The sequence below is a fragment of the Citrobacter sp. Cpo109 genome, assembly GCF_030332565.1.
Taxonomy (GTDB): domain Bacteria; phylum Pseudomonadota; class Gammaproteobacteria; order Enterobacterales; family Enterobacteriaceae; genus Citrobacter; species Citrobacter portucalensis.
On record NZ_JAOWHQ010000064.1, the window covers coordinates 13,507 to 32,927 of the forward strand.

22 protein-coding genes and 1 riboswitch are annotated in these 19,421 nt (G+C 54.2%); of the genes, 9 read left to right on the plus strand and 13 right to left on the minus strand.

Annotation, left to right across the window (positions count from 1 at the left end; genetic code table 11):
- Positions 1–99: 99 nt before the first annotated feature.
- A complete protein-coding gene (locus OGY71_RS15790) occupies positions 100–417 on the minus strand; it encodes a PTS lactose/cellobiose transporter subunit IIA (RefSeq protein ID WP_003826916.1) in 318 nt (105 codons plus the stop codon).
- Positions 418–421: 4 nt separating this feature from the next.
- On the minus strand, positions 422–727 hold the full coding sequence (locus OGY71_RS15795; protein WP_003033102.1) for a PTS sugar transporter subunit IIB: 306 nt from the start codon (positions 725–727) through the stop codon (positions 422–424).
- 1,093 nt (positions 728–1,820) lie between these two features.
- On the opposite strand from OGY71_RS15795, the gene cspG reads away from it, so the two are divergent.
- Entirely contained in the window at positions 1,821–2,033 is a 213-nt protein-coding gene (gene cspG / locus OGY71_RS15800) for a cold shock protein CspG (RefSeq protein WP_003033098.1), read from the plus strand.
- 120 nt (positions 2,034–2,153) lie between these two features.
- Here cspG and thiH read toward each other — a convergent pair whose 3' ends face one another.
- From thiH to rsd, 7 genes are all read right to left on the minus strand, one after another.
- Positions 2,154–3,287, minus strand: coding sequence for a 2-iminoacetate synthase ThiH (gene thiH, locus OGY71_RS15805; RefSeq protein ID WP_003826906.1), 1,134 nt, complete (start codon positions 3,285–3,287; stop codon positions 2,154–2,156).
- Entirely contained in the window at positions 3,284–4,054 is a 771-nt protein-coding gene (gene thiG / locus OGY71_RS15810) for a thiazole synthase (protein WP_197385382.1), read from the minus strand. Before thiG ends, thiH begins: the two co-directional genes overlap by 4 nt.
- A gap of 1 nt (position 4,055) precedes the next feature.
- Positions 4,056–4,256, minus strand: a complete 201-nt coding sequence (gene thiS / locus OGY71_RS15815; RefSeq protein ID WP_032934139.1) for a sulfur carrier protein ThiS — start codon at positions 4,254–4,256, stop codon at positions 4,056–4,058.
- On the minus strand, positions 4,237–4,995 hold the full coding sequence (locus tag OGY71_RS15820; protein WP_286613465.1) for a HesA/MoeB/ThiF family protein: 759 nt from the start codon (positions 4,993–4,995) through the stop codon (positions 4,237–4,239). The genes thiS and OGY71_RS15820 overlap by 20 nt, the downstream gene beginning before the upstream one ends.
- Positions 4,988–5,623, minus strand: a complete 636-nt coding sequence (gene thiE, locus OGY71_RS15825; RefSeq protein ID WP_286613466.1) for a thiamine phosphate synthase — start codon at positions 5,621–5,623, stop codon at positions 4,988–4,990. The genes OGY71_RS15820 and thiE overlap by 8 nt, the downstream gene beginning before the upstream one ends.
- Entirely contained in the window at positions 5,623–7,521 is a 1,899-nt protein-coding gene (thiC, locus tag OGY71_RS15830; RefSeq protein WP_126319574.1) for a phosphomethylpyrimidine synthase ThiC, read from the minus strand. Before thiC ends, thiE begins: the two co-directional genes overlap by 1 nt.
- A gap of 83 nt (positions 7,522–7,604) precedes the next feature.
- A riboswitch (TPP riboswitch) is annotated at positions 7,605–7,727 on the minus strand.
- 50 nt (positions 7,728–7,777) lie between these two features.
- Complete coding sequence (gene rsd / locus OGY71_RS15835; protein ID WP_126319572.1) at positions 7,778–8,266, minus strand: sigma D regulator; 489 nt, start codon at positions 8,264–8,266, stop codon at positions 7,778–7,780.
- 96 nt (positions 8,267–8,362) lie between these two features.
- Between rsd and nudC the strand changes: the two genes are divergently transcribed.
- The 6 genes from nudC to OGY71_RS15865 all read left to right on the plus strand — a co-directional run bounded on the left by nudC (position 8,363) and on the right by OGY71_RS15865 (position 12,728).
- Entirely contained in the window at positions 8,363–9,136 is a 774-nt protein-coding gene (nudC, locus tag OGY71_RS15840) for an NAD(+) diphosphatase (protein WP_003033074.1), read from the plus strand.
- Positions 9,137–9,186: 50 nt separating this feature from the next.
- Positions 9,187–10,251, plus strand: a complete 1,065-nt coding sequence (gene hemE, locus OGY71_RS15845) for a uroporphyrinogen decarboxylase (protein WP_003826889.1) — start codon at positions 9,187–9,189, stop codon at positions 10,249–10,251.
- 9 nt (positions 10,252–10,260) lie between these two features.
- On the plus strand, positions 10,261–10,941 hold the full coding sequence (gene nfi / locus OGY71_RS15850) for a deoxyribonuclease V (RefSeq protein ID WP_286613467.1): 681 nt from the start codon (positions 10,261–10,263) through the stop codon (positions 10,939–10,941).
- A gap of 33 nt (positions 10,942–10,974) precedes the next feature.
- On the plus strand, positions 10,975–11,565 hold the full coding sequence (locus OGY71_RS15855) for a YjaG family protein (protein WP_003842015.1): 591 nt from the start codon (positions 10,975–10,977) through the stop codon (positions 11,563–11,565).
- 186 nt (positions 11,566–11,751) lie between these two features.
- Positions 11,752–12,024 carry a nucleoid-associated protein HU-alpha gene (hupA, locus tag OGY71_RS15860; RefSeq protein ID WP_001044509.1) on the plus strand — a complete coding sequence of 91 codons (273 nt, stop codon included), beginning with the start codon at positions 11,752–11,754 and terminating at the stop codon, positions 12,022–12,024.
- Between the two features lie 11 nt (positions 12,025–12,035).
- Positions 12,036–12,728: a DUF1481 domain-containing protein gene (locus OGY71_RS15865; protein WP_063942041.1), complete on the plus strand. Its 693-nt coding sequence runs from the start codon at positions 12,036–12,038 to the stop codon at positions 12,726–12,728.
- A 61-nt stretch (positions 12,729–12,789) separates the two neighbouring features.
- Here the strand turns inward: OGY71_RS15865 and zraP are convergent, their stop codons facing one another.
- The gene (gene zraP, locus OGY71_RS15870) at positions 12,790–13,233 is read right to left on the minus strand and encodes a zinc resistance sensor/chaperone ZraP (protein WP_286613468.1); all 444 of its coding nucleotides are present in this window, start codon (positions 13,231–13,233) and stop codon (positions 12,790–12,792) included.
- 18 nt (positions 13,234–13,251) lie between these two features.
- Positions 13,252–13,440: a hypothetical protein gene (locus tag OGY71_RS15875; RefSeq protein WP_032934137.1), complete on the minus strand. Its 189-nt coding sequence runs from the start codon at positions 13,438–13,440 to the stop codon at positions 13,252–13,254.
- 57 nt (positions 13,441–13,497) lie between these two features.
- Between OGY71_RS15875 and zraS the strand changes: the two genes are divergently transcribed.
- The gene (gene zraS, locus OGY71_RS15880; protein WP_200921082.1) at positions 13,498–14,883 is read left to right on the plus strand and encodes a two-component system sensor histidine kinase ZraS; all 1,386 of its coding nucleotides are present in this window, start codon (positions 13,498–13,500) and stop codon (positions 14,881–14,883) included.
- 5 nt (positions 14,884–14,888) lie between these two features.
- The gene (gene zraR / locus OGY71_RS15885) at positions 14,889–16,214 is read left to right on the plus strand and encodes a sigma-54-dependent response regulator transcription factor ZraR (protein ID WP_063942034.1); all 1,326 of its coding nucleotides are present in this window, start codon (positions 14,889–14,891) and stop codon (positions 16,212–16,214) included.
- Here zraR and purD read toward each other — a convergent pair.
- Together purD and purH are read right to left on the minus strand one after the other, a co-directional pair.
- Positions 16,211–17,500: a phosphoribosylamine--glycine ligase gene (gene purD / locus OGY71_RS15890; RefSeq protein WP_003826797.1), complete on the minus strand. Its 1,290-nt coding sequence runs from the start codon at positions 17,498–17,500 to the stop codon at positions 16,211–16,213. The genes zraR and purD overlap by 4 nt on opposite strands.
- Positions 17,501–17,515: 15 nt before the next feature.
- Positions 17,516–19,105, minus strand: coding sequence for a bifunctional phosphoribosylaminoimidazolecarboxamide formyltransferase/IMP cyclohydrolase (gene purH, locus OGY71_RS15895; RefSeq protein WP_008787105.1), 1,590 nt, complete (start codon positions 19,103–19,105; stop codon positions 17,516–17,518).
- Positions 19,106–19,421 lie beyond the last annotated feature (316 nt).

A 19,421-nucleotide genomic window follows, 5' to 3' on the forward strand; every position in this document is an offset into this window, starting at 1 on the left:
TGCCGACCATAATAAAAAAACCCGCTTCGGCGGGTTTTTTTATGTCTATGTTATTTCTGATGGCGATTATCAGGTCTACGAAACCATCCGGCAGTGTCATTAATTTACCGGTGGTAACCGCCGATAAAGCTCAATCATATCGCCGGCCAGATCCTGAATCACCATGGCATTCATCAGGTGGTCCTGCGAATGAACGGTGATGAGATTAACCGGTAGTTTGCCGGTACCTTCATCAATGCCGATCAGCTGGGTCTGGATTTTATGTGCCTGTTTGACGTACTCGCGTGATTCCGTCATTGCTTGTTCTGCAGCGGAGAAATCACCCTTACGAGCCAGTTGCAGTGCCGTCAGGGCCTGGCTGCGTGCAGCGCCAGCGTTTACCAATAACTCCATGATGATCGTTTCTAACTCTTCCATACCATCACTCCAGTAGTTTCAGCGCCTTATCCAGTACCGCATCGCCTTTCATCATGCCGTAATCCATCATGTCGATAACGGCGACCTTTTTGCCTAGTGGGTCGGCGATCGCCTGTAGCTTGGCCTGTTCATACTTAACCTGTGGACCGAGCAAAACGATATCCGCTGTAGCGATATTCTCTTCAAACTCGGCCACCGGGACGGCTTTGATGGTGACGTCGACGCCTTTTTTCTGGGCGGCATCTTTCATCCTTTGCACCAGCATGCTGGTGGACATTCCGGCGGCACAGCATAAAACGATGTTTTTCATAAGCAGTCTCGATCAACATGTGTGAATTGATAATTATCGCGAGCCAGCTATAGCAACAACTGCTTTGCAACGAATGTGTGCAAGGCATCACAAAGAAAGCCGCTTTTTCTGAAACCGGTTACAAAAAGAGGCAGAACCCTGCGATCTGGACCAGGGCCAGCGGCTTTTTGACTCGCTTATCACATGCTGGAATATATAATTACTGTCAATAAATACATGTTATAAAAAACAGTATTGACAGCGTTTTTTAAACCCGTATGTTAATACTTAACAGCGGAGAAATTGTAGTTTGCTGTTAACGTAGTAAGTGTTAGTAGAGCTTGATTGGGGTTTGCGATAAAGGCCACGAAGTATTTTTTGTATGGGATAGTCGATGCTGAAAACGCTATTTTTTCACCTCGACAATGCTTTCAGGCCACGTAGTTGATATATCTAATCGCAAAAAATCAGTAAAACGCGACGATGTAACGCCATGATTTAATAGTAAATGTTCGTGATTTCTTCTTTTTTGGTTATCACGAGGGAAATAAGGCAACGCATCAAAGAGTATATGTCGCGAGGGGAAGTGTACTTGTTTAGGTCACCAGCCTTGAGTTCTATTATCAAGCGGGTGGAATGTGTTTAACGGTAAATAGAGGAAAGCTTTAGTTAGTATCAATATCCAATATTATCTATAGTAAACGTGTACATTTTAAAGTAGTACCATCAGCAGTATTAAATCGTTAAGTTTATTAATGTTAAATTTGAAGTGTGTAGTAACGTAAAGCCCTGACTGCAATAGTCGGGGCTTTTGTTCATTGTAGATCAAGCTGTTATCCAGGATGCTTGGCCGCGATGGTTCAACATTGCATCACTCAGTGGGTATTAAAAAAATTAATGGTTGCTTAATGATTAGAAGTGGGACTACTATAGCGACATCGGTTTGGAACACAGACCTTATGCAAGCAGTTTTAGTAAAGCAGTTCTCAGTTCAAGCGTTATCCTCAGATACTCTTCTTCATGAGCCTCCTCCCTAAGTGCCCCATAAGTTAATTTCTGCAAAACAGGCCATCTTCGCTGCATAAGCAGCTCAAAAACATGAAAGGAAGTATCTATGTCTAACAAAATGACTGGTTTAGTAAAATGGTTTAACTCTGATAAAGGCTTCGGCTTTATCACTCCTCAGGACGGTAGCAAGGATGTGTTTGTGCATTTCTCCGCTATCCAGAGTAACGATTTTAAAACATTAGACGAAGGTCAAAAGGTGGAGTTCTCCGTGGAGAATGGCGCTAAAGGCCCGTCTGCTGTTAACGTTGTCGCGCTGTAAACGCCGATAATTTCACGAACGCTTACGATAGCGATGAAGGCCAGAGCCTGAGCAGTTAAGTACCAGTGAAGAAAAAACCCGCGAAAGCGGGTTTTTTTGTTTTATGCGATCGCTCCTGACTTACGGTAGCTGTGAAGCGCGCCCCAGATAGCTGTCCCAGTCTTTCCACACGGGCTGTAATCCCTGCGCCATGAGTGCTTCAGCAACGGCTTCTGGGCGACGATCGTCGTGCGGGGAAAACTGTTCCAGTTCGGGGTGGTTATCGGCATAACCACCGGGCTGGGTTTTTGAGAAGGCGCTGACGTTGTTGATCGCCAACGGGATCATATGGTCACGAAACCATGGTGATTCGCGGGTGGAGAGCGACAGCTCAATTTCTGGTGCCAGTAAACGAAACGCGCAAATGGTCTGGACCAACTGTCGCTCATCCATGATCGATGCAGGCTCAACGCCTCCGGTGCATGGGCGCAGGCGAGGGAAGGAGATAGAGTAACGGCTCTGCCAGTAATGCTGCTGCATCCATAGCAGATGTTCAGCCACCATATAGCAATCAACCCGCCAGCTGTCGGACAAACCAATCAACGCGCCAAGACCGATTTTGTCGATCCCTGCGCGGCCCAGCCTGTCCGGCGTTTCCAGGCGCCAGAAGAAATCCTGCTTTTTCCCTTTTAAATGGTGACGAGCGTAAGTTGCCTCATGGTAGCTCTCCTGATACACCATCACGCCATCCAGCCCCAGCGTCTTCAGCTCTGCATATTCAGCCTCTGACAACGGCTGTACCTCCATCTGTAAAGAGGCGAACTGGCGGCGAATGGCAGGCAAATGGCGACGAAAGTAATCCATCCCCACTTTGGCCTGATGTTCACCGGTGACCAGCAGCAGATGCTCAAAACCCAGCTCACGGATAGCCGCACACTCCCGTGTTATCTCATCTTCGTCCAGCGTTTTGCGTTTGATACGGTTGCTCATCGAAAAACCGCAGTAGGTGCAGTCGTTGGCGCAAAGGTTGGAGAGATACAACGGCACGTAAAAGCTCACCGTGTTACCAAAACGCTGACGGGTGAGCTTCTGCGCCCGCTGCGCCAGCGGCTCCAGATAATCGGCGGCGGCAGGAGAGAGCAATGCCATCAGATCGTCGCGACTAAGATGCGAAGCGTTGAGGGCGCGCTCCACGTCAGCGGCGGTTTTACCGTTGATACGCAGGCGGATGTCGTCCCAGTCCAGCTGTCGCCAGCGGTCACTGAACGTTTTCATGCGAAGGCCTCCAGGAATCCGGTTAACGGGCTGGTGGGACTTGCCTGCGAACTTTTGCTTCCTGGTACCGCCTGGCGTGCCAGCAAGCCAGCTTCAACGGCCAGACGGAAGGCGGTTGCCATCATCACCGGGCTGTCGGCTACCGCGATTGCCGTATTGACCAGCACCGCGTCGGCGCCCATTTCCAGCGCCTGCGTGGCGTGGCTGGGGACGCCGATGCCTGCATCAACCACCACCGGCACGGTCGCCTGTTGGATAATAATCTCCAGCATCGCTTTGGTTTCCAGCCCCTGATTAGAACCGATGGGCGCGCCGAGCGGCATGACTGCAGAACAGCCGACTTCTTCCAGCCGTTTGCACAGCACCGGATCTGCGCCACAGTAAGGCAGCACCACGAAGCCCTTTTTCACCAGTGCTTCTGCAGCTTTCAATGTTTCTATTGGATCGGGTAACAGCCAGCGGGTGTCCGGATGGATTTCTAATTTCAGCCAGTTTGTGCCCAGCGCTTCACGCGCTAACTGGGCAGCAAAAATCGCCTCTTCAGCGGTTTTTGCCCCCGAAGTGTTGGGCAACAGCGTCACACCAGCTTCTACCAGCGGCGCCAGAATGGCATCGTTGTGCTGACGCAAATCCACGCGCTTCATGGCCAGCGTTACCAGTTGGCTGCCGGAGGCGCGAATCGCCTCGACCATCAGCTGCGATGAAGCAAATTTTCCGGTGCCGGTGAACAGATGCGAATCAAACGTTTTGTCGGCAATACGTAACATATCAACCCCCTGCAATAACCTGAAAAAGCAGGATCTGGTCGCCTTCCTGCACGATTTGCTGCTCCCACTGCTCGCGCGGGAGGATCTGCTGATTGAGCGCCAGCGCCGCGCCCGGTTTAAGCTGATTAAGCGTAGTGAGCAGCCCACTGACGGTTTGTCCTTCGGCGCACTGCATCGGCTCATCATTGAACTGAATCTGCATGTTGCCCTCCGCATACCGGGCAGCCGCTGGCACGTCGTAGTGCGAAGCTGCGCCACTTGCTGGTTTTACCGTCAAACAGGCGTAGCTCTCCGCTGGGCGTCTCAATACCGCTGAGCAATTTAATCGCTTCCAACGCCTGCAAGGTGCCCATCACGCCCACAACCGGTCCGACGATACCGGCGGTACGGCAATTGCGTTCGGGCTCTACATCGTCCGGCCACAGGCAGCGGTAACATCCTTGTTCCCACGGGGGCGTCAGCACCATCAGTTGGCCGCCAAAGCCGACGGCGCTGGCGGTGACGAGCGGGGTGTTGAGCGTTACGCAGGCGGCGTTAATTTCCTGGCGCGTGGCCATGTTATCGGTACAGTCGAGCACCACATCGGCACGCGCTACCGCATGCCGAAGCGCATCGCCTTTCAGTCGCTGCTGGAGTGACACCAGCTCGATATCCGGGTTGAGCCGCGTCAGGCGCTGCTGGGCAACCTGCGATTTTGAACGTGCGATATCATCAGTGGTAAACAGGATCTGGCGCTGCAGATTGCTCAGATGAATGTCGTCATCGTCTACCAGCGTCAGTTTTCCGATGCCTGCTCCCGCCAGATACAGCGCGGCAGGCGAACCTAACCCGCCTAAACCGACAATCAGCACATGGCTATCGAGTAGCTTTTGCTGGCCTTCAATGGCGATATCGCCGAGCAGGATCTGCCGGCTGTAACGCATAAAGTCGCGGTCATTCATCGCCCACTCCCGCGATATCCAGTAGTTGGGCCGTAGCGACCTGCCAGTCAGCCGCCTGGGTAATGGCGCTGACCACGGCAATGCTGCCGACGCCGGTCGCCAGTACTGCCGGGGCGCGCTCAAGGCTGATACCGCCAATGGCGACGGTCGGGTAATCCGCTAATCGTTCAATATGGTTTGCCAGTTGCGTAAGTCCCTGCGGGGCGGAAGGCATCTGTTTGGTTTGCGTGGGGAAGACATGACCCAGCGCGATATAAGAAGGCTTAGCGGCGAGCGCGACGTCAATCTCCATATCATCGTGAGTGGAGACCCCCAGGCGTAGCTCCGCCGCCTGGATCGCCTTCAGGTCGGTGGTTTCAAGGTCTTCCTGGCCCAGATGTACGCCGTAAGCGCGGTGCTTAATTGCCAGACGCCAGTAGTCGTTGATAAACAGGCTGGCGTTATAGCGACGACCCAGTTCAATGGCGGCCATAACGTCGGCTTCGACCTCTTCATCACGCTTATCTTTAATGCGCAGTTGGATTGTGCGTACGCCCGCCTGCAGCAAGCGTTCAATCCATTCCACGCTGTCTACCACCGGGTAAAGCCCGAGGCGAAACGGCACGGTCGGGAAATCAGGCTGGTACATTACGCCTCCTCTTTTTTGAGGTAGATTTCGCCGCCTTTGGCTCGGAAGTTCTCCGACATATCCGCCATGCCGACTTCAATCGTTTGTGCAGCAGCGTAGTCGCGAACCTCCTGGCTGATTTTCATCGAGCAGAACTTCGGCCCGCACATGGAGCAGAAGTGGGCGACCTTGCCGGACTCCTGTGGCAGTGTTTCATCGTGGTAGGCGCGGGCGGTGAACGGGTCGAGCGCGAGGTTAAACTGGTCTTCCCAGCGGAATTCGAAACGCGCTTTCGACATGGCGTTATCGCGGATCTGCGCGCCTGGATGACCTTTTGCTAAGTCAGCGGCGTGGGCGGCAATCTTGTAGGTAATCAACCCTTGCTTAACATCTTCTTTGTTCGGCAGGCCGAGGTGCTCTTTTGGCGTGACGTAGCACAGCATCGCGCAGCCAAACCAGCCGATCATCGCCGCACCGATCCCGGAAGTGAAGTGGTCGTAGCCCGGTGCGATATCGGTGGTCAACGGTCCTAAAGTGTAGAACGGTGCTTCATGGCAGTGCTCCAGCTCTTCGGTCATGTTGCGCTGGATCATATGCATGGGCACATGACCTGGGCCTTCTATCATCACCTGCACGTCGTATTCCCAGGCGATTTTGGTCAGCTCGCCCAGCGTATGCAGCTCGGAGAACTGCGCTTCGTCGTTCGCATCCTGAATTGAACCTGGGCGCAGGCCGTCACCCAGCGACAAAGAGACGTCGTAGGCGGCGCAGATTTCGCAAATCTCGCGGAAATGTTCGTACAGGAAGTTCTCTTTGTGATGAGAAAGGCACCATTTCGCCATAATTGAACCGCCGCGTGAGACAATGCCGGTCAGGCGTTTGGCAGTCATCGGCACGTAGCGCAGCAGCACGCCCGCGTGAATGGTGAAGTAGTCGACGCCCTGTTCGGCCTGCTCCAGCAGCGTGTCGCGGAAGGCTTCCCAGGTGAGATCTTCGGCGATCCCGTTGACCTTCTCCAGCGCCTGGTAGATCGGCACAGTACCGATCGGTACCGGACTGTTACGCAGGATCCACTCGCGGGTTTCGTGGATATAGCGACCGGTGGAGAGATCCATCACCGTGTCAGCGCCCCAGCGCGTCGACCACACCAGCTTCTCTACCTCCTCTTCAATGGAGGAGGTGACGGCAGAGTTACCGATGTTGGCGTTAACCTTCACCAGGAAGTTGCGACCGATAATCATCGGCTCGGATTCCGGGTGGTTGATGTTGGCAGGAATAATCGCGCGGCCCGCGGCCACTTCATCACGCACGAATTCCGGTGTGATGTTTTCCGGCAGGCGTGCGCCAAAGTTCATCCCCGGATGCTGGTGGCGAAGCACTTCACTGCGAATGCGCTCGCGGCCCATGTTTTCACGGATGGCGATGAACTCCATCTCCGGGGTCACTATTCCCTGGCGGGCGTAGTGTAATTGGGTGACACGCTTACCGGCTTTGGCGCGCTTTGGCGTCAGCAGGCCGGTGAAACGCAGATCGTCCAGGCCATCGTCGGCCAGACGTTCTTTGGTATAAGCGGAACTCCGGTCGTCTAATTCTTCGCTATCGTTACGCGCCGCAATCCACGGCTGGCGCAGCTTTGCCAGGCCCTGCTGGACGTTAATCGCCACGTCAGGATCGCCATACGGTCCGGAGGTGTCGTATACCGGAACGGCTTCGTTTTCTTCGAACTGCGGGTTGTCTTTGCTACCGCCAGTCAGCGTCGGGCTGAGCTGAATTTCGCGCATCGGAATGCGGATATCCGGCTGCGAACCGGTGATATAGATGCGTTTTGAGTTAGGGAAGGCGGTCCCTTCCAGGGTATCGATAAAGTGTTGGGCTTGAGCGCGCTGTTCGCGGCGTGATGGTTTAGTAGTGGCAGACATAGCTCATTCCAAATAAAAGTAAGGATATGGCTTGTCAGACGACGGATGAAGCAAGAGAGAAGCTCGCCCGGGGGCGATGCTATTGTAGATTGACTCTTGTTCCCTTCGCAGGTTTTAACCTGATCAGGTTCCGCGGATCCCGAATTAACGGTCTCAGCCTTTTCCACTCATGCTGCTGCGGAAAATAAGCACTCCGACAAGAAGTAACCTCAATAAAGAGGTAATGAATGTAAACTACGCGTTAATGCCGCAAATCTCAAGCATGACGTTTGAGAGTGCTACTCTCGTGCATTGCGTCAAATACCAGCATGATCAGCTTATCTTCCAGCACGAATCGGGCTTCTAGTGCCTCGCCGAGATCCGATAAAACCTGTTGAAATTCAAGGAAATTATCATGATCAATCGCAGTTTCCAGGCTGGAGTCATAGTAGTCCATGATCAGCTGCGTATTGGCTTCCAGCAGCGGCCAAATTTTTGTGGCTTTTAAAAGCTGCCCGTTCCCTTCCAATTTATGGAGAATACGTTCATAAATACTGAAGTGTCCGGTGGAGAGGTAATCGACCAGGCTCTGACAAAAATCATCCAGCGCCTTTTCATTGAGTCGCATGTACGATTCTTTGCCAGGCTTAATGCCAACCAGATTGTAGTAAGCCACGAGCAGGTGCTTACGTACATGTAGCCAGCGATCAACCAGTTTATTACTTCCTCTGACGTGCTCCGTCAGGCTTTCCAGCTGGTTTAGCATGATTGACTCCGCAAGATGGTGTTTAGGAACTGCTCACCCGTAAATGTAAAAATAATGTAAACAACATGCCTGTGAAGCAAAGGTTGCGCAAGAGATATGGATCGTATAATTGAAAAATTAGATAGCGGCTGGTGGATCGTCAGTCATGAGCAAAAGTTATGGTTACCTCATGGCGAGCTACCTTATGGCGACGCAGCCCGTTTTGATCTGATTGGTCAGCGCGCGCTGCCAATAGGCGAGTGGGAAGGGGAGACTGTCTGGCTGGTGCAGCAGCAGCGTCGACACGATATGGGGTCGGTGCGCCAGGTCATTGACCAGGATGTTGGCCTGTTTCAACTGGCCGGACGCGGCGTACAGCTGGCGGAGTTCTATCGCTCGCATAAATTCTGCGGCTACTGCGGCCATCCCATGCACCCGAGTAAAACGGAGTGGGCGATGCTCTGTAGCCACTGCCGTGAACGTTATTACCCGCAAATTGCCCCGTGCATAATCGTCGCTATTCGCCGAGATGATTCCATCCTGCTTGCCCAACATGTTCGCCATCGTAACGGCGTGCATACCGTACTGGCGGGTTTTGTCGAAGTGGGTGAGACCTTAGAACAGGCGGTGGCGCGTGAAGTTATGGAAGAGAGCGGCATTAAGGTGAAAAACCTGCGCTATGTCACTTCTCAGCCATGGCCATTCCCGCAGTCTTTGATGACCGCATTTATGGCAGAGTATGATAGCGGCGAAATCGTCATCGACCCGAAAGAGCTGCTGGAAGCGAACTGGTATCGCTATGACGATTTACCGCTCTTGCCCCCGCCGGGTACTGTCGCGCGTCGATTGATTGAAGACACTGTGGCAATGTGTCGGGCTGAGTACGAGTAAAGAGCGAGTGGTGATACACTGACGGACTGACGCAATAAGGAACTGCAAAAATGACCGAACTGAAGAACGATCGTTATCTGCGTGCGCTGCTGCGCCAGCCCGTTGATGTCACTCCGGTATGGATGATGCGCCAGGCAGGCCGCTATCTACCGGAATACAAAGCTACCCGTGCCGAAGCGGGCGATTTTATGGCGCTGTGCAAAAATGCCGAGCTGGCCTGCGAAGTCACGCTACAGCCGCTGCGTCGCTATAAACTTGATGCCGCGATCCTCTTCTCGGATATCCTGACGATCCCGGATGCGATGGGACTCGGGCTGTATTTTGAAGCAGGAGAAGGCCCACGCTTCACCTCTCCGATTACCAGCAAGGCTGATGTCGACAAACTGCCGATCCCGGACCCGGAAGATGGGCTGGGGTACGTGATGAACGCGGTGCGCACTATCCGTCGTGAACTGAAAGGCGAAGTGCCGCTGATCGGCTTCTCCGGTAGCCCGTGGACGCTGGCGACCTACATGGTTGAAGGCGGCAGCAGCAAAGCCTTCACCGTGATTAAAAAGATGATGTACGCCGACCCTAAAGCGCTGCATCTGCTGCTTGATAAGCTGGCGAAGAGCGTCACGCTGTACCTGAACGCGCAGATCAAAGCGGGTGCGCAGTCGGTGATGATTTTCGACACCTGGGGTGGCGTGCTGACCGGTCGCGACTATCAGCAGTTTTCTTTGTACTACATGCACAAAATCGTTGATGGCCTGCTGCGCGAGAACGAAGGTCGTCGCGTACCGGTGACCCTGTTTACCAAAGGCGGTGGTCAGTGGCTGGAAGCGATGGCGGAAACCGGCTGTGATGCGTTAGGTCTCGACTGGACCACTGACATTGCCGATGCGCGTCGTCGTGTAGGTCATAAAGTGGCGCTACAGGGCAATATGGATCCGTCCATGCTGTATGCGCCGCCGGCCCGCATCGAAGAAGAGGTGGCGACAATTCTGGCCGGATTTGGTCAGGGTGAAGGGCATGTCTTTAACCTGGGCCACGGCATTCATCAGGACGTCCCGCCAGAACATGCGGGTGTCTTTGTGGAGGCGGTACATCGGTTGTCCGAACAGTACCACCGCTAAGGAGTCATCATGGATCTCGCGTCATTACGCGCGCAGCAGCTTGAACTGGCTTCTTCAGTGATCCGCGAGGATCGTCTGGAGAACGATCCGCCGGATCTGATCGGCGGGGCGGACGTTGGGTTTGAGCAGGGTGGTGAAGTGACGCGAGCCGCAATAGTCTTACTGAAGTATCCCACGCTTGAACTGGTCGAATACAAGGTGGCGCGTATCGCCACCACCATGCCCTACATACCCGGATTTCTCTCCTTTCGTGAAACTCCCGCGCTGATGGCCGCCTGGCAACTGCTCTCGTACAAGCCAGATCTGCTGTTCGTTGACGGTCATGGCATTTCTCACCCGCGTCGTCTGGGCGTGGCCAGCCATTTTGGCCTACTGGTGGACGTGCCAACGATTGGTGTGGCGAAAAAACGATTGTGCGGCAAGTTTGAACCGCTCGCTGCTGAACCTGGTGCGCTAGCGCCGTTGCTGGATAAAGGCGAACAACTGGCATGGGTCTGGCGCAGCAAAGCGCGCTGTAACCCGTTGTTTATTTCTACGGGCCACCGCGTGAGTATGGACAGCGCACTAGCGTGGGTTCAACGCTGTATGAACGGCTATCGTTTGCCGGAACCCACACGCTGGGCGGATGCGGTGGCATCCGAACGCCCGGCTTTTACTCGGCTTGCAGCAAAAACGCCCCATATCGGGTAAACTGCGGCTAATTTCCGTATTTGAGAACTCATCATGTTACAAAATCCGATTCACCTGCGTCTGGAGAAGCTGGAAAGCTGGCAGCACGTCACGTTTATGGCCTGTCTGTGCGAACGCATGTACCCAAACTACGCCATGTTCTGCAAGCAAACTGAATTTGGCGATGGACAGATTTACCGCCGAATTCTGGATCTGATTTGGGAAGCGCTGACGGTTAAAGACGCGAAAATCAATTTCGACAGCCAGCTGGAAAAGTTTGAAGAGGCCATTCCTTCTGCAGACGATTACGATCTGTACGGTGTTTATCCGGCGATTGATGCTTGTGTGGCATTAAGCGAACTGATGCATTCGCGTCTTAGCGGTGAAACGCTGGAGCATGCAATCGAAGTTAGTAAGGCTTCGATTACGACGGTTGCGATGCTGGAAATGACTCAGGCTGGTCGCGAAATGACCGATGAAGAGCTCAAAGAGAACCCTGCCGTTGAGCAAGAATGGGATATTCAGTGGGAAATTTTCCGACTTTTAGCCGACTGTGAAGAACGCGATATTGAGCTGATAAAAGGGCTGCGTGCAGACCTGCGCGAGGCTGGCGAGAGCAATATTGGTATAAATTTTCAGCAATGACACCACAAAACGTGATTTAACGCCTGATTTGTCGTGCCTGAAGGCTTCCCATCCGCCCCCGGTCTGGTCTACATTTGGGGGGCGAAAAAAAGTGGCTATCGGTGCGTGTATGCAGGAGAGTGCTTTTCTGGCATTTCCGTCGCACTCGATGCTTAGCAAGCGATAAACACATTGTAAGGATAACTTATGAACAAGACTCAACTGATTGATGTAATTGCAGACAAAGCAGAACTGTCTAAAACACAGGCTAAAGCTGCTCTGGAATCCACTCTGGCTGCTATTACTGAGTCTCTGAAAGAAGGCGATGCTGTACAACTGGTTGGTTTCGGTACCTTCAAAGTGAACCACCGTGCTGAGCGCACTGGCCGCAACCCGCAGACCGGTAAAGAAATCAAAATCGCCGCAGCTAACGTACCGGCATTTGTTTCTGGTAAAGCACTGAAAGACGCGGTTAAGTAATTCGCGTGGCAGTGAACAGTTTTAACGAAGGGGCGGTTTCGCCCCTTTTGTCCATCTGGCGTCATACGCTTTGGCTTTCAGGTGTTCTGTTACTGTCTGCCTGCGGTAGCCATTCTGAGCTTCCTCCTTTCACGGCCAGCGGCTATGTTGGCGATCAGGGGGCGGTACGCATTTGGCGTAAAGACTCCGGTGACGATGTTCACTTGCTCTCGGTATTTAGTCCGTGGCGTAAAGGCGAAACCACTACCAGTGAATACCGCTGGCAGGGTGATTCGCTCTCTCTGATAGAACTCAACGTTTACAGTAAACCGGCTGAACATGTCCGTATACGCTTCGATGACCGGGGCGAACTGAGCTTCATGCAGCGTGAAGTCGACGGGCAAAAGCAGCAGCTTTCCAGCGATCAAATCGCGCTTTACCGCTATCGAGCCGATCAAATTCGCCAGACCAGCGATGCGCTGCGTCAGGGGCGGGTGATATTGCGTCAGGGACGTTGGCATGCGGATAACACACTCACAACCTGTGAAGGTGAAACGCTGAAGCCAGACCTGGAGTCGTGGGCGATAAACCATATCGAGCGCCGCCAGAGACATTCATCCGTAGAGGTGAGTGTGGCATGGCTGGAAGCGCCCGAAGGGTCGCAGCTACTGCTGGTCGCCAATGAAGATTTTTGTCACTGGCAGCCTACAGCCAAAACTTTCTGAAAACCTGAATACAGGAAATCAGCAGGCCTGATCCGTATAGCGTCATCAGGCATTAAGTCTTTTACCAGTGGCCCATTCCCATATGGCCGCCGCCGCGATGGTTACCGCCACCGCCGCATCCGCCGTAGCCCATTCCCGCGCCACGTGGCACGCCAGCCTGCGCCATTGCGACATCACGTTTAACGCGCTGCTCGTCCAGAGACTGATTCAACGCTTCCATCTCTTTTGCAACGGCGTTAATTTTTGCCGTGTCCGGCGAGCCGGCCGTTAATAGTGCATTGTACTCATAACGTTTAGATGTCAGCTGTTGGCGCAACGCGCTGGTCTGGGAATAATAATCATCATAGATTTTCTGTGCAGCAGCCTGCTGCTCAGCGGTCATTGGCGTACCACCCCGTTGCTGCATTCCATCACCATATCCCCAGTGATTCTGTGCCAGTACTGGGGTGGAGCCAAGTGCGATAAGAGAAAGTGCAATCAGTGCCAGTTTGTTGTTCCGTTTCATCGTTCGTTCTCCTGTTGGTTAGCTTACATTTCCTTTTGCATCTTCCGTGCCAAAGCGGCAATCCCAGTCCTGCGGGCGTTGTACCCGCCGTCTTTGCAGGGAAACGAGTAAAAATGACTCGCCAGAACGCGCCAGCGAGTCATTTTTACCCGTTACTTTCAGCTGTTTGTGTCTGAGGGCAGGGTTATCAGGGGGAAAAAATGGCATGATTTCTGCTGTATACCTGCAACGATGAAAGGAACAGGCGGGGTGAAGGGAGAGCGTATGCGTCTTTATAAGGATACGGTGGCAAAGTGGTTGAGCCGACTCTTGCTGGCGGCAATCCTGGTTTTGGTCGGCTGGTTTTCGATTATGACCATTCGGGACTATGGGCGGGAAAGTGGCGCCGCGCGGCAAACGCTACTGGAAAAAGGCAGCGTGCTCATTCGCGCTCTGGAGTCTGGTACGCGTGTAGGCATGGGGATGCGCATGCATCATGCACAACAGCAGACGCTACTGGAGGAAATGGCTGTACAGCCTGGCGTGCTATGGTTTGCTGTCGTCGATGAGCATGGTGTCATTATTACCCACAGCAATTCCGCGATGGTCGGCAAAACGCTCTATTCATCGGATATCCTGCGACAGCTTAGCCCTGGGGAGCAAGAAAGCTGGCGGAATATTGAAATCCCAGCGAGGGATGGTGAAAAAACGCCGGCCCTGGAAATTTATCGCCAGTTTCAGCCGATGTATAGTCCAGGACGCCATGGCATGGCGCGCTGCGCCAGCAATGACGGGCAGCTTATCACCCCTGCACAAACCATATTTATCGCCTTTGATGCCAGCGATCTGGCCGCGACTCAGGCAAGGGAGTGGCGTAACACCCTGATAGTCCTCTCTGCGCTGGCGGCTGTGTTGCTGGCCACCGTGCTGACGTTCTTCTGGTATCAGCGCTATCAGCGCTCGTACAAAGAACTCCAGGATGCGATGAAGCGTAAAGAAAAACTGTTAGCGCTCGGTCATCTTGCTGCTGGGGTGGCACATGAAATTCGTAACCCGCTTTCATCGATCAAAGGGTTAGCGAAGTATTTTGCCGAGCGAACCCCGGCAGGAGGCGAGTCGCATGAGCTGGCACAGGTGATGGCGAAAGAGGCGGATCGTTTAAATCGGGTGGTGAGCGAGTTGCTGGAGCTGGTGAAACCTGCACATCTGACGCTGCAACAGGTGGATCTCAATGAGGTTATCACCCACTCATTACACCTGGTGAGTCAGGATGCGGCAAGCCGGGAAATCCAGCTCCGCTTTTCGGCCAATTGTACGCTGCCCGCTATCCAGGCCGATCCCGACCGACTGACTCAGGTTTTGTTGAATCTGTATCTGAACGCCATTCATGCGATTGGTCGTCAGGGCACGATCACGGTTGAAGCGAATGAAAGCAGCGGCGATCGCGTTAAAATTGTGGTTACCGATACTGGGAAGGGGATTGCGGCGGAACAGCTGGAGGCCATTTTTACGCCTTACTATACGACCAAAGCTGACGGAACCGGCCTCGGGCTGGCGGTAGTGCAGAACATTATCGAACAGCACGGTGGCACCATTCAGGTGGCAAGCGTTGAGGGCAAAGGCGCGACCTTTGCCCTTTGGCTGCCGACCAAAGCGAAACAACAGGATTAACAAGGATGACGCGCGGAAAAATCAATATTCTGGTGGTAGATGACGATATCAGCCACTGCACCATTTTACAGGCGCTGCTGCGCGGCTGGGGTTATGAGGTCGCGCTGGCCTATAGCGGGCGAGCGGCGCTGGAACAGGTGCGCGAACGCGTATTTGATTTAGTGCTGTGTGATGTACGCATGGCGGAGATGGACGGCATCGCAACGCTGAAAGAGATTAAAGCGCTGAATCCGGCGATTCCGGTCTTGATCATGACGGCGTTCTCCAGCGTGGAGACCGCCGTCGAGGCGCTTAAAACCGGGGCGCTGGACTACTTAATCAAACCACTGGATTTTGACCGTCTGCAGGAGACGCTGGAAAAGGCGCTGGCGCATACGCGGGAAACGGGCGCTGAACTGCCATCGGCGTCGGCTGCGCAGTTTGGCATGATTGGCAGCAGTCCGGCGATGCAGAAGTTGCTCAATGAAATCGCGATGGTTGCGCCCTCGGATGCCACGGTGCTCATTCACGGAGACTCCGGCACGGGTAAAGAGTTGGTGGCCCGGGCGCTGCATGCCAGCAGCGCCCGTCTCGATAAACCACTGGTGACGCTCAACTGCGCGGCGCTTAATGAATCGCTGCTGGAGTCCGAACTTTTTGGTCACGAGAAAGGGGCGTTTACCGGGGCGGATAAACGGCGGGAAGGGCGCTTTGTGGAAGCCGATGGCGGCACGTTATTTCTTGATGAAATCGGTGATATTTCACCGCTGATGCAGGTGCGCCTGCTGCGGGCTATCCAGGAGCGAGAAGTGCAGCGCGTTGGTAGCAATCAGACTATTGCGGTTGATGTCCGGCTGATCGCCGCTACGCATCGCGATCTAGCGGAAGAAGTCAGCGCCGGGCGCTTTCGTCAGGATCTCTATTATCGCCTGAACGTCGTCACCATTGAAATGCCAGCGCTGTGCCAGCGCCGGGAAGATATTCCGCTGCTAGCCGAACATTTTCTCCAGCGTTTTGCCGCGCGTAACCGTAAAGCGGTGAAAGGCTTTACTCCGCAGGCGATGGATCTGCTGATCCACTACGACTGGCCGGGCAATATTCGTGAACTGGAAAATGCGATTGAGCGCTCGGTGGTGCTGCTGACGGGGGAATATATTTCCGAACGCGAGCTGCCGATGGCGATTGCCGCGACGCCGATAAAAACGGAATTCAGTGGCGAGATCCAACCGCTGGTGGATGTCGAAAAAGAGGTGATTCTGGCGGCGCTGGAAAAAACGGGCGGCAATAAAACGGAAGCCGCCCGTCAGTTAGGCATTACGCGTAAAACGCTGCTGGCGAAAATTTCGCGTTAGCGTTGCTCGCGTTCAATGGCGCGCCAGCCGATGTCGTTACGGCTGAAGCTGCCATCCCAGCGGATGTCGGTCATCAGGGCGTAAGCGCGTTTCTGCGCTTCAGCCACAGTATGACCCAGGGCGGTGGCGCACAGCACGCGACCGCCGCTGGTCAGCACGCGATCGTCTTCGGCGAGTTTAGTGCCTGCATGGAACACTTTTCCGTCTTCTACTTCTTCCAGCGGCAGACCGTGGATCTCATCTCCGGTGTTGTAGTTGCCCGGATAACCTCCGGCAGCAATAACGACACCCAGCGAGGCGCGCTCGTCCCACTCGGAGGTTTTCTCATCCAGCTTGCCGTCGCAGGCAGCCAGGCAAAGCTCCACCAGGTCCGATTTCATGCGTAGCATGATCGGCTGGGTTTCCGGATCGCCGAAGCGGCAGTTGAACTCGATAACCTTCGGATTGCCCTGTTTGTCGATCATCAGACCCGCGTACAGGAAACCGGTGTAGGTATTCCCTTCCGCCGCCATACCTTTTACGGTTGGCCAAATAATGCGTTCCATGGTGCGCTGATGCACTTCATCAGTTACCACCGGCGCTGGTGAGTAAGCACCCATACCGCCGGTGTTCGGGCCAGTGTCGCCGTTGCCTACGCGTTTGTGGTCCTGGCTGGTGGCCATCGGCAGCACGTGCTCGCCGTCGACCATTACGATAAAGCTCGCTTCTTCGCCGTCGAGGAACTCTTCGATAACGATACGGTGGCCCGCATCGCCAAAAGCGTTACCTGCCAGCATGTCATGAACGGCGGCTTCAGCTTCTTCCAGCGTCATCGCCACGATAACGCCTTTACCGGCGGCCAGACCGTCGGCTTTGATGACGATCGGCGCGCCTTTCTCACGCAGATAGGCCAACGCTGGCTCAATCTCAGTGAAGTTCTGATATTCCGCCGTCGGGATCTGGTGACGGGCGAGGAAATCTTTGGTGAAGGCTTTGGAGCCTTCCAGCTGTGCAGCACCTTCGGTTGGCCCGAAGATCTTCAGGCCAGCGGCGCGGAACGCATCGACTACGCCAATCACCAGCGGCGCTTCCGGGCCGACGATGGTCAGGTCAATTTTCTCGTTCTGGGCAAACCTCAGCAGAGCTGGAATATCGGTGACGCTGATAGCCACGTTCTGCAACGCGGGCTCCAGTGCGGTACCGGCGTTACCCGGTGCGACAAAAACGGTATCAACCAGCGGGGACTGTGCGGCTTTCCAGGCCAGGGCGTGCTCGCGCCCGCCGTTGCCAATCACTAATACTTTCATCGTCTGCTCCGTGGATTAATGGCGGAAGTGGCGCATGTCGGTAAAGATCATCGCGATACCGTGTTCATCGGCAGCGGCAATGACTTCGTCATCACGGATAGAACCACCGGGCTGGATAACGCAGCTCACGCCAACGGCGGCGGCAGCATCAATACCATCGCGGAACGGGAAGAAGGCGTCAGAGGCCATTGCAGAGCCTTTCACTTCCAGACCTTCGTCAGCCGCTTTAATCCCGGCGATTTTTGCGGAGTACACGCGGCTCATCTGGCCTGCGCCTATGCCGATAGTCATGTTCTCTTTGGCATAAACAATGGCGTTGGATTTCACGAACTTGGCGACTTTCCAGCAGAACAGTGCATCGCGCAGCTCTTGCTCGGTCGGCTGACGTTTGGACACCACGCGCAGTTCGCCTTCGCTCACCATCCCCAGATCCCTGTCCTGAACCAGCAAACCGCCGTTAACGCGTTTGAAGTCGAGGCCCGGTACACGTTGTGCCCACTGACCGCAGGTCAGAACGCGAACGTTCTGTTTGGCGGCGGTGATTTTCAGTGCGTCTTCGGTTGCGGACGGGGCGATGATCACTTCCACGAACTGACGGGAGATAATTGCCTGCGCGGTTTCGGCATCCAGTTCGCGGTTGAAAGCGATGATGCCGCCGAACGCAGAGGTCGGGTCGGTTTTATAGGCACGGTCGTAAGCGTCGAGAATAGAGGTACTTACCGCCACGCCGCACGGGTTAGCGTGTTTAACGATCACACAGGCTGGCTCGCTGAACTCTTTCACGCACTCCAGCGCCGCGTCGGTATCTGCGATGTTGTTGTAGGAAAGCGCTTTGCCCTGTACCTGCTGTGCGGTGGCAACGGACGCTTCTTTAACATTCTCTTCTATATAGAAGGCAGCCTGCTGGTGGCTGTTCTCGCCGTAGCGCATATCCTGCTTCTTAATAAAGTTCAGGTTCAGCGTACGCGGGAAACGCCCGGCGGCCTCTTTGCTCTCACCGTGGTAAGCCGGAACCATGCTGCCGAAGTAGTTGGCAATCATGCTGTCGTAGGCGGCGGTGTGTTCGAAGGCTTTAATCGCGAGGTCAAAGCGGGTTTCCAGAGTCAGGGAGCCTTCGTTGGCATCCATCTCTTTAATAATGGCGTCGTAGTCGCTGCTCTTCACAACGATCGCTACGTCTTTATGGTTCTTGGCAGCGGAACGCACCATGGTCGGGCCGCCGATATCAATGTTCTCTACCGCATCTTCAAGCGAGCAGCCTTCACGGGCGACGGTCTCGGCGAATGGATACAGGTTTACAACCACCATATCGATAGGGGCGATACCGTGCTGTTCCATAATTCCGTCATCCTGACCGCGACGACCAAGAATGCCGCCGTGGACTTTCGGATGCAGGGTCTTCACGCGTCCATCCATCATTTCCGGGAAGCCGGTGTAATCGGAAACTTCGGTCACTGGCAGACCTTTCTCCGCTAACAGGCGCGCAGTGCCACCTGTAGACAGCAGCTCCACACCACGTGCGGAAAGTGCCTGAGCGAATTCGATGATACCGGCCTTGTCAGAAACACTGAGCAGAGCGCGGCGGACTGGACGACGTTGTTGCATGGTAAATCCCCTGGATTTGACTATTACAGAGAGCGTTAGGTGAATTCTTGGCTAAAAACTCAGCTAACGCCCCTTACGGGGCATCCTTGTTTTGCGGGGGCATTGTAACGAAAACGTTTGCGCAACGCTCGCGAATTTTTAATTTTCGATTTTGACCTCTTCTTTTTCTGTTGAAGGAGGCTGATATAACGAGAGGATCGTAGAAACGATCGTGTGGTTTGTGGATAACTCTGTGTGTAAATGGGTATAAGGCGGGGTTTTGCTGTGGAATGCAGCAGTCAGTCATTTTTCTGTCATTTAAGGGTTGCGGGCCGCA

Coding starts and splice junctions, on each gene's coding strand:
- OGY71_RS15790 (WP_003826916.1), bottom strand. CDS start 417: ATGGAAGAGTTAGAAACGATCATCATGGAGTTATTGGTAAACGCTGGC.
- OGY71_RS15795 (WP_003033102.1), bottom strand. CDS start 727: ATGAAAAACATCGTTTTATGCTGTGCCGCCGGAATGTCCACCAGCATG.
- cspG (WP_003033098.1), top strand. CDS start 1,821: ATGTCTAACAAAATGACTGGTTTAGTAAAATGGTTTAACTCTGATAAA.
- thiH (WP_003826906.1), bottom strand. CDS start 3,287: ATGAAAACGTTCAGTGACCGCTGGCGACAGCTGGACTGGGACGACATC.
- thiG (WP_197385382.1), bottom strand. CDS start 4,054: ATGTTACGTATTGCCGACAAAACGTTTGATTCGCATCTGTTCACCGGC.
- thiS (WP_032934139.1), bottom strand. CDS start 4,256: ATGCAGATTCAGTTCAATGATGAGCCGATGCAGTGCGCCGAAGGACAA.
- OGY71_RS15820 (WP_286613465.1), bottom strand. CDS start 4,995: ATGAATGACCGCGACTTTATGCGTTACAGCCGGCAGATCCTGCTCGGC.
- thiE (WP_286613466.1), bottom strand. CDS start 5,623: ATGTACCAGCCTGATTTCCCGACCGTGCCGTTTCGCCTCGGGCTTTAC.
- thiC (WP_126319574.1), bottom strand. CDS start 7,521: ATGTCTGCCACTACTAAACCATCACGCCGCGAACAGCGCGCTCAAGCC.
- rsd (WP_126319572.1), bottom strand. CDS start 8,266: ATGCTAAACCAGCTGGAAAGCCTGACGGAGCACGTCAGAGGAAGTAAT.
- nudC (WP_003033074.1), top strand. CDS start 8,363: ATGGATCGTATAATTGAAAAATTAGATAGCGGCTGGTGGATCGTCAGT.
- hemE (WP_003826889.1), top strand. CDS start 9,187: ATGACCGAACTGAAGAACGATCGTTATCTGCGTGCGCTGCTGCGCCAG.
- nfi (WP_286613467.1), top strand. CDS start 10,261: ATGGATCTCGCGTCATTACGCGCGCAGCAGCTTGAACTGGCTTCTTCA.
- OGY71_RS15855 (WP_003842015.1), top strand. CDS start 10,975: ATGTTACAAAATCCGATTCACCTGCGTCTGGAGAAGCTGGAAAGCTGG.
- hupA (WP_001044509.1), top strand. CDS start 11,752: ATGAACAAGACTCAACTGATTGATGTAATTGCAGACAAAGCAGAACTG.
- zraP (WP_286613468.1), bottom strand. CDS start 13,233: ATGAAACGGAACAACAAACTGGCACTGATTGCACTTTCTCTTATCGCA.
- OGY71_RS15875 (WP_032934137.1), bottom strand. CDS start 13,440: ATGCCATTTTTTCCCCCTGATAACCCTGCCCTCAGACACAAACAGCTG.
- zraS (WP_200921082.1), top strand. CDS start 13,498: ATGCGTCTTTATAAGGATACGGTGGCAAAGTGGTTGAGCCGACTCTTG.
- zraR (WP_063942034.1), top strand. CDS start 14,889: ATGACGCGCGGAAAAATCAATATTCTGGTGGTAGATGACGATATCAGC.
- purD (WP_003826797.1), bottom strand. CDS start 17,500: ATGAAAGTATTAGTGATTGGCAACGGCGGGCGCGAGCACGCCCTGGCC.
- purH (WP_008787105.1), bottom strand. CDS start 19,105: ATGCAACAACGTCGTCCAGTCCGCCGCGCTCTGCTCAGTGTTTCTGAC.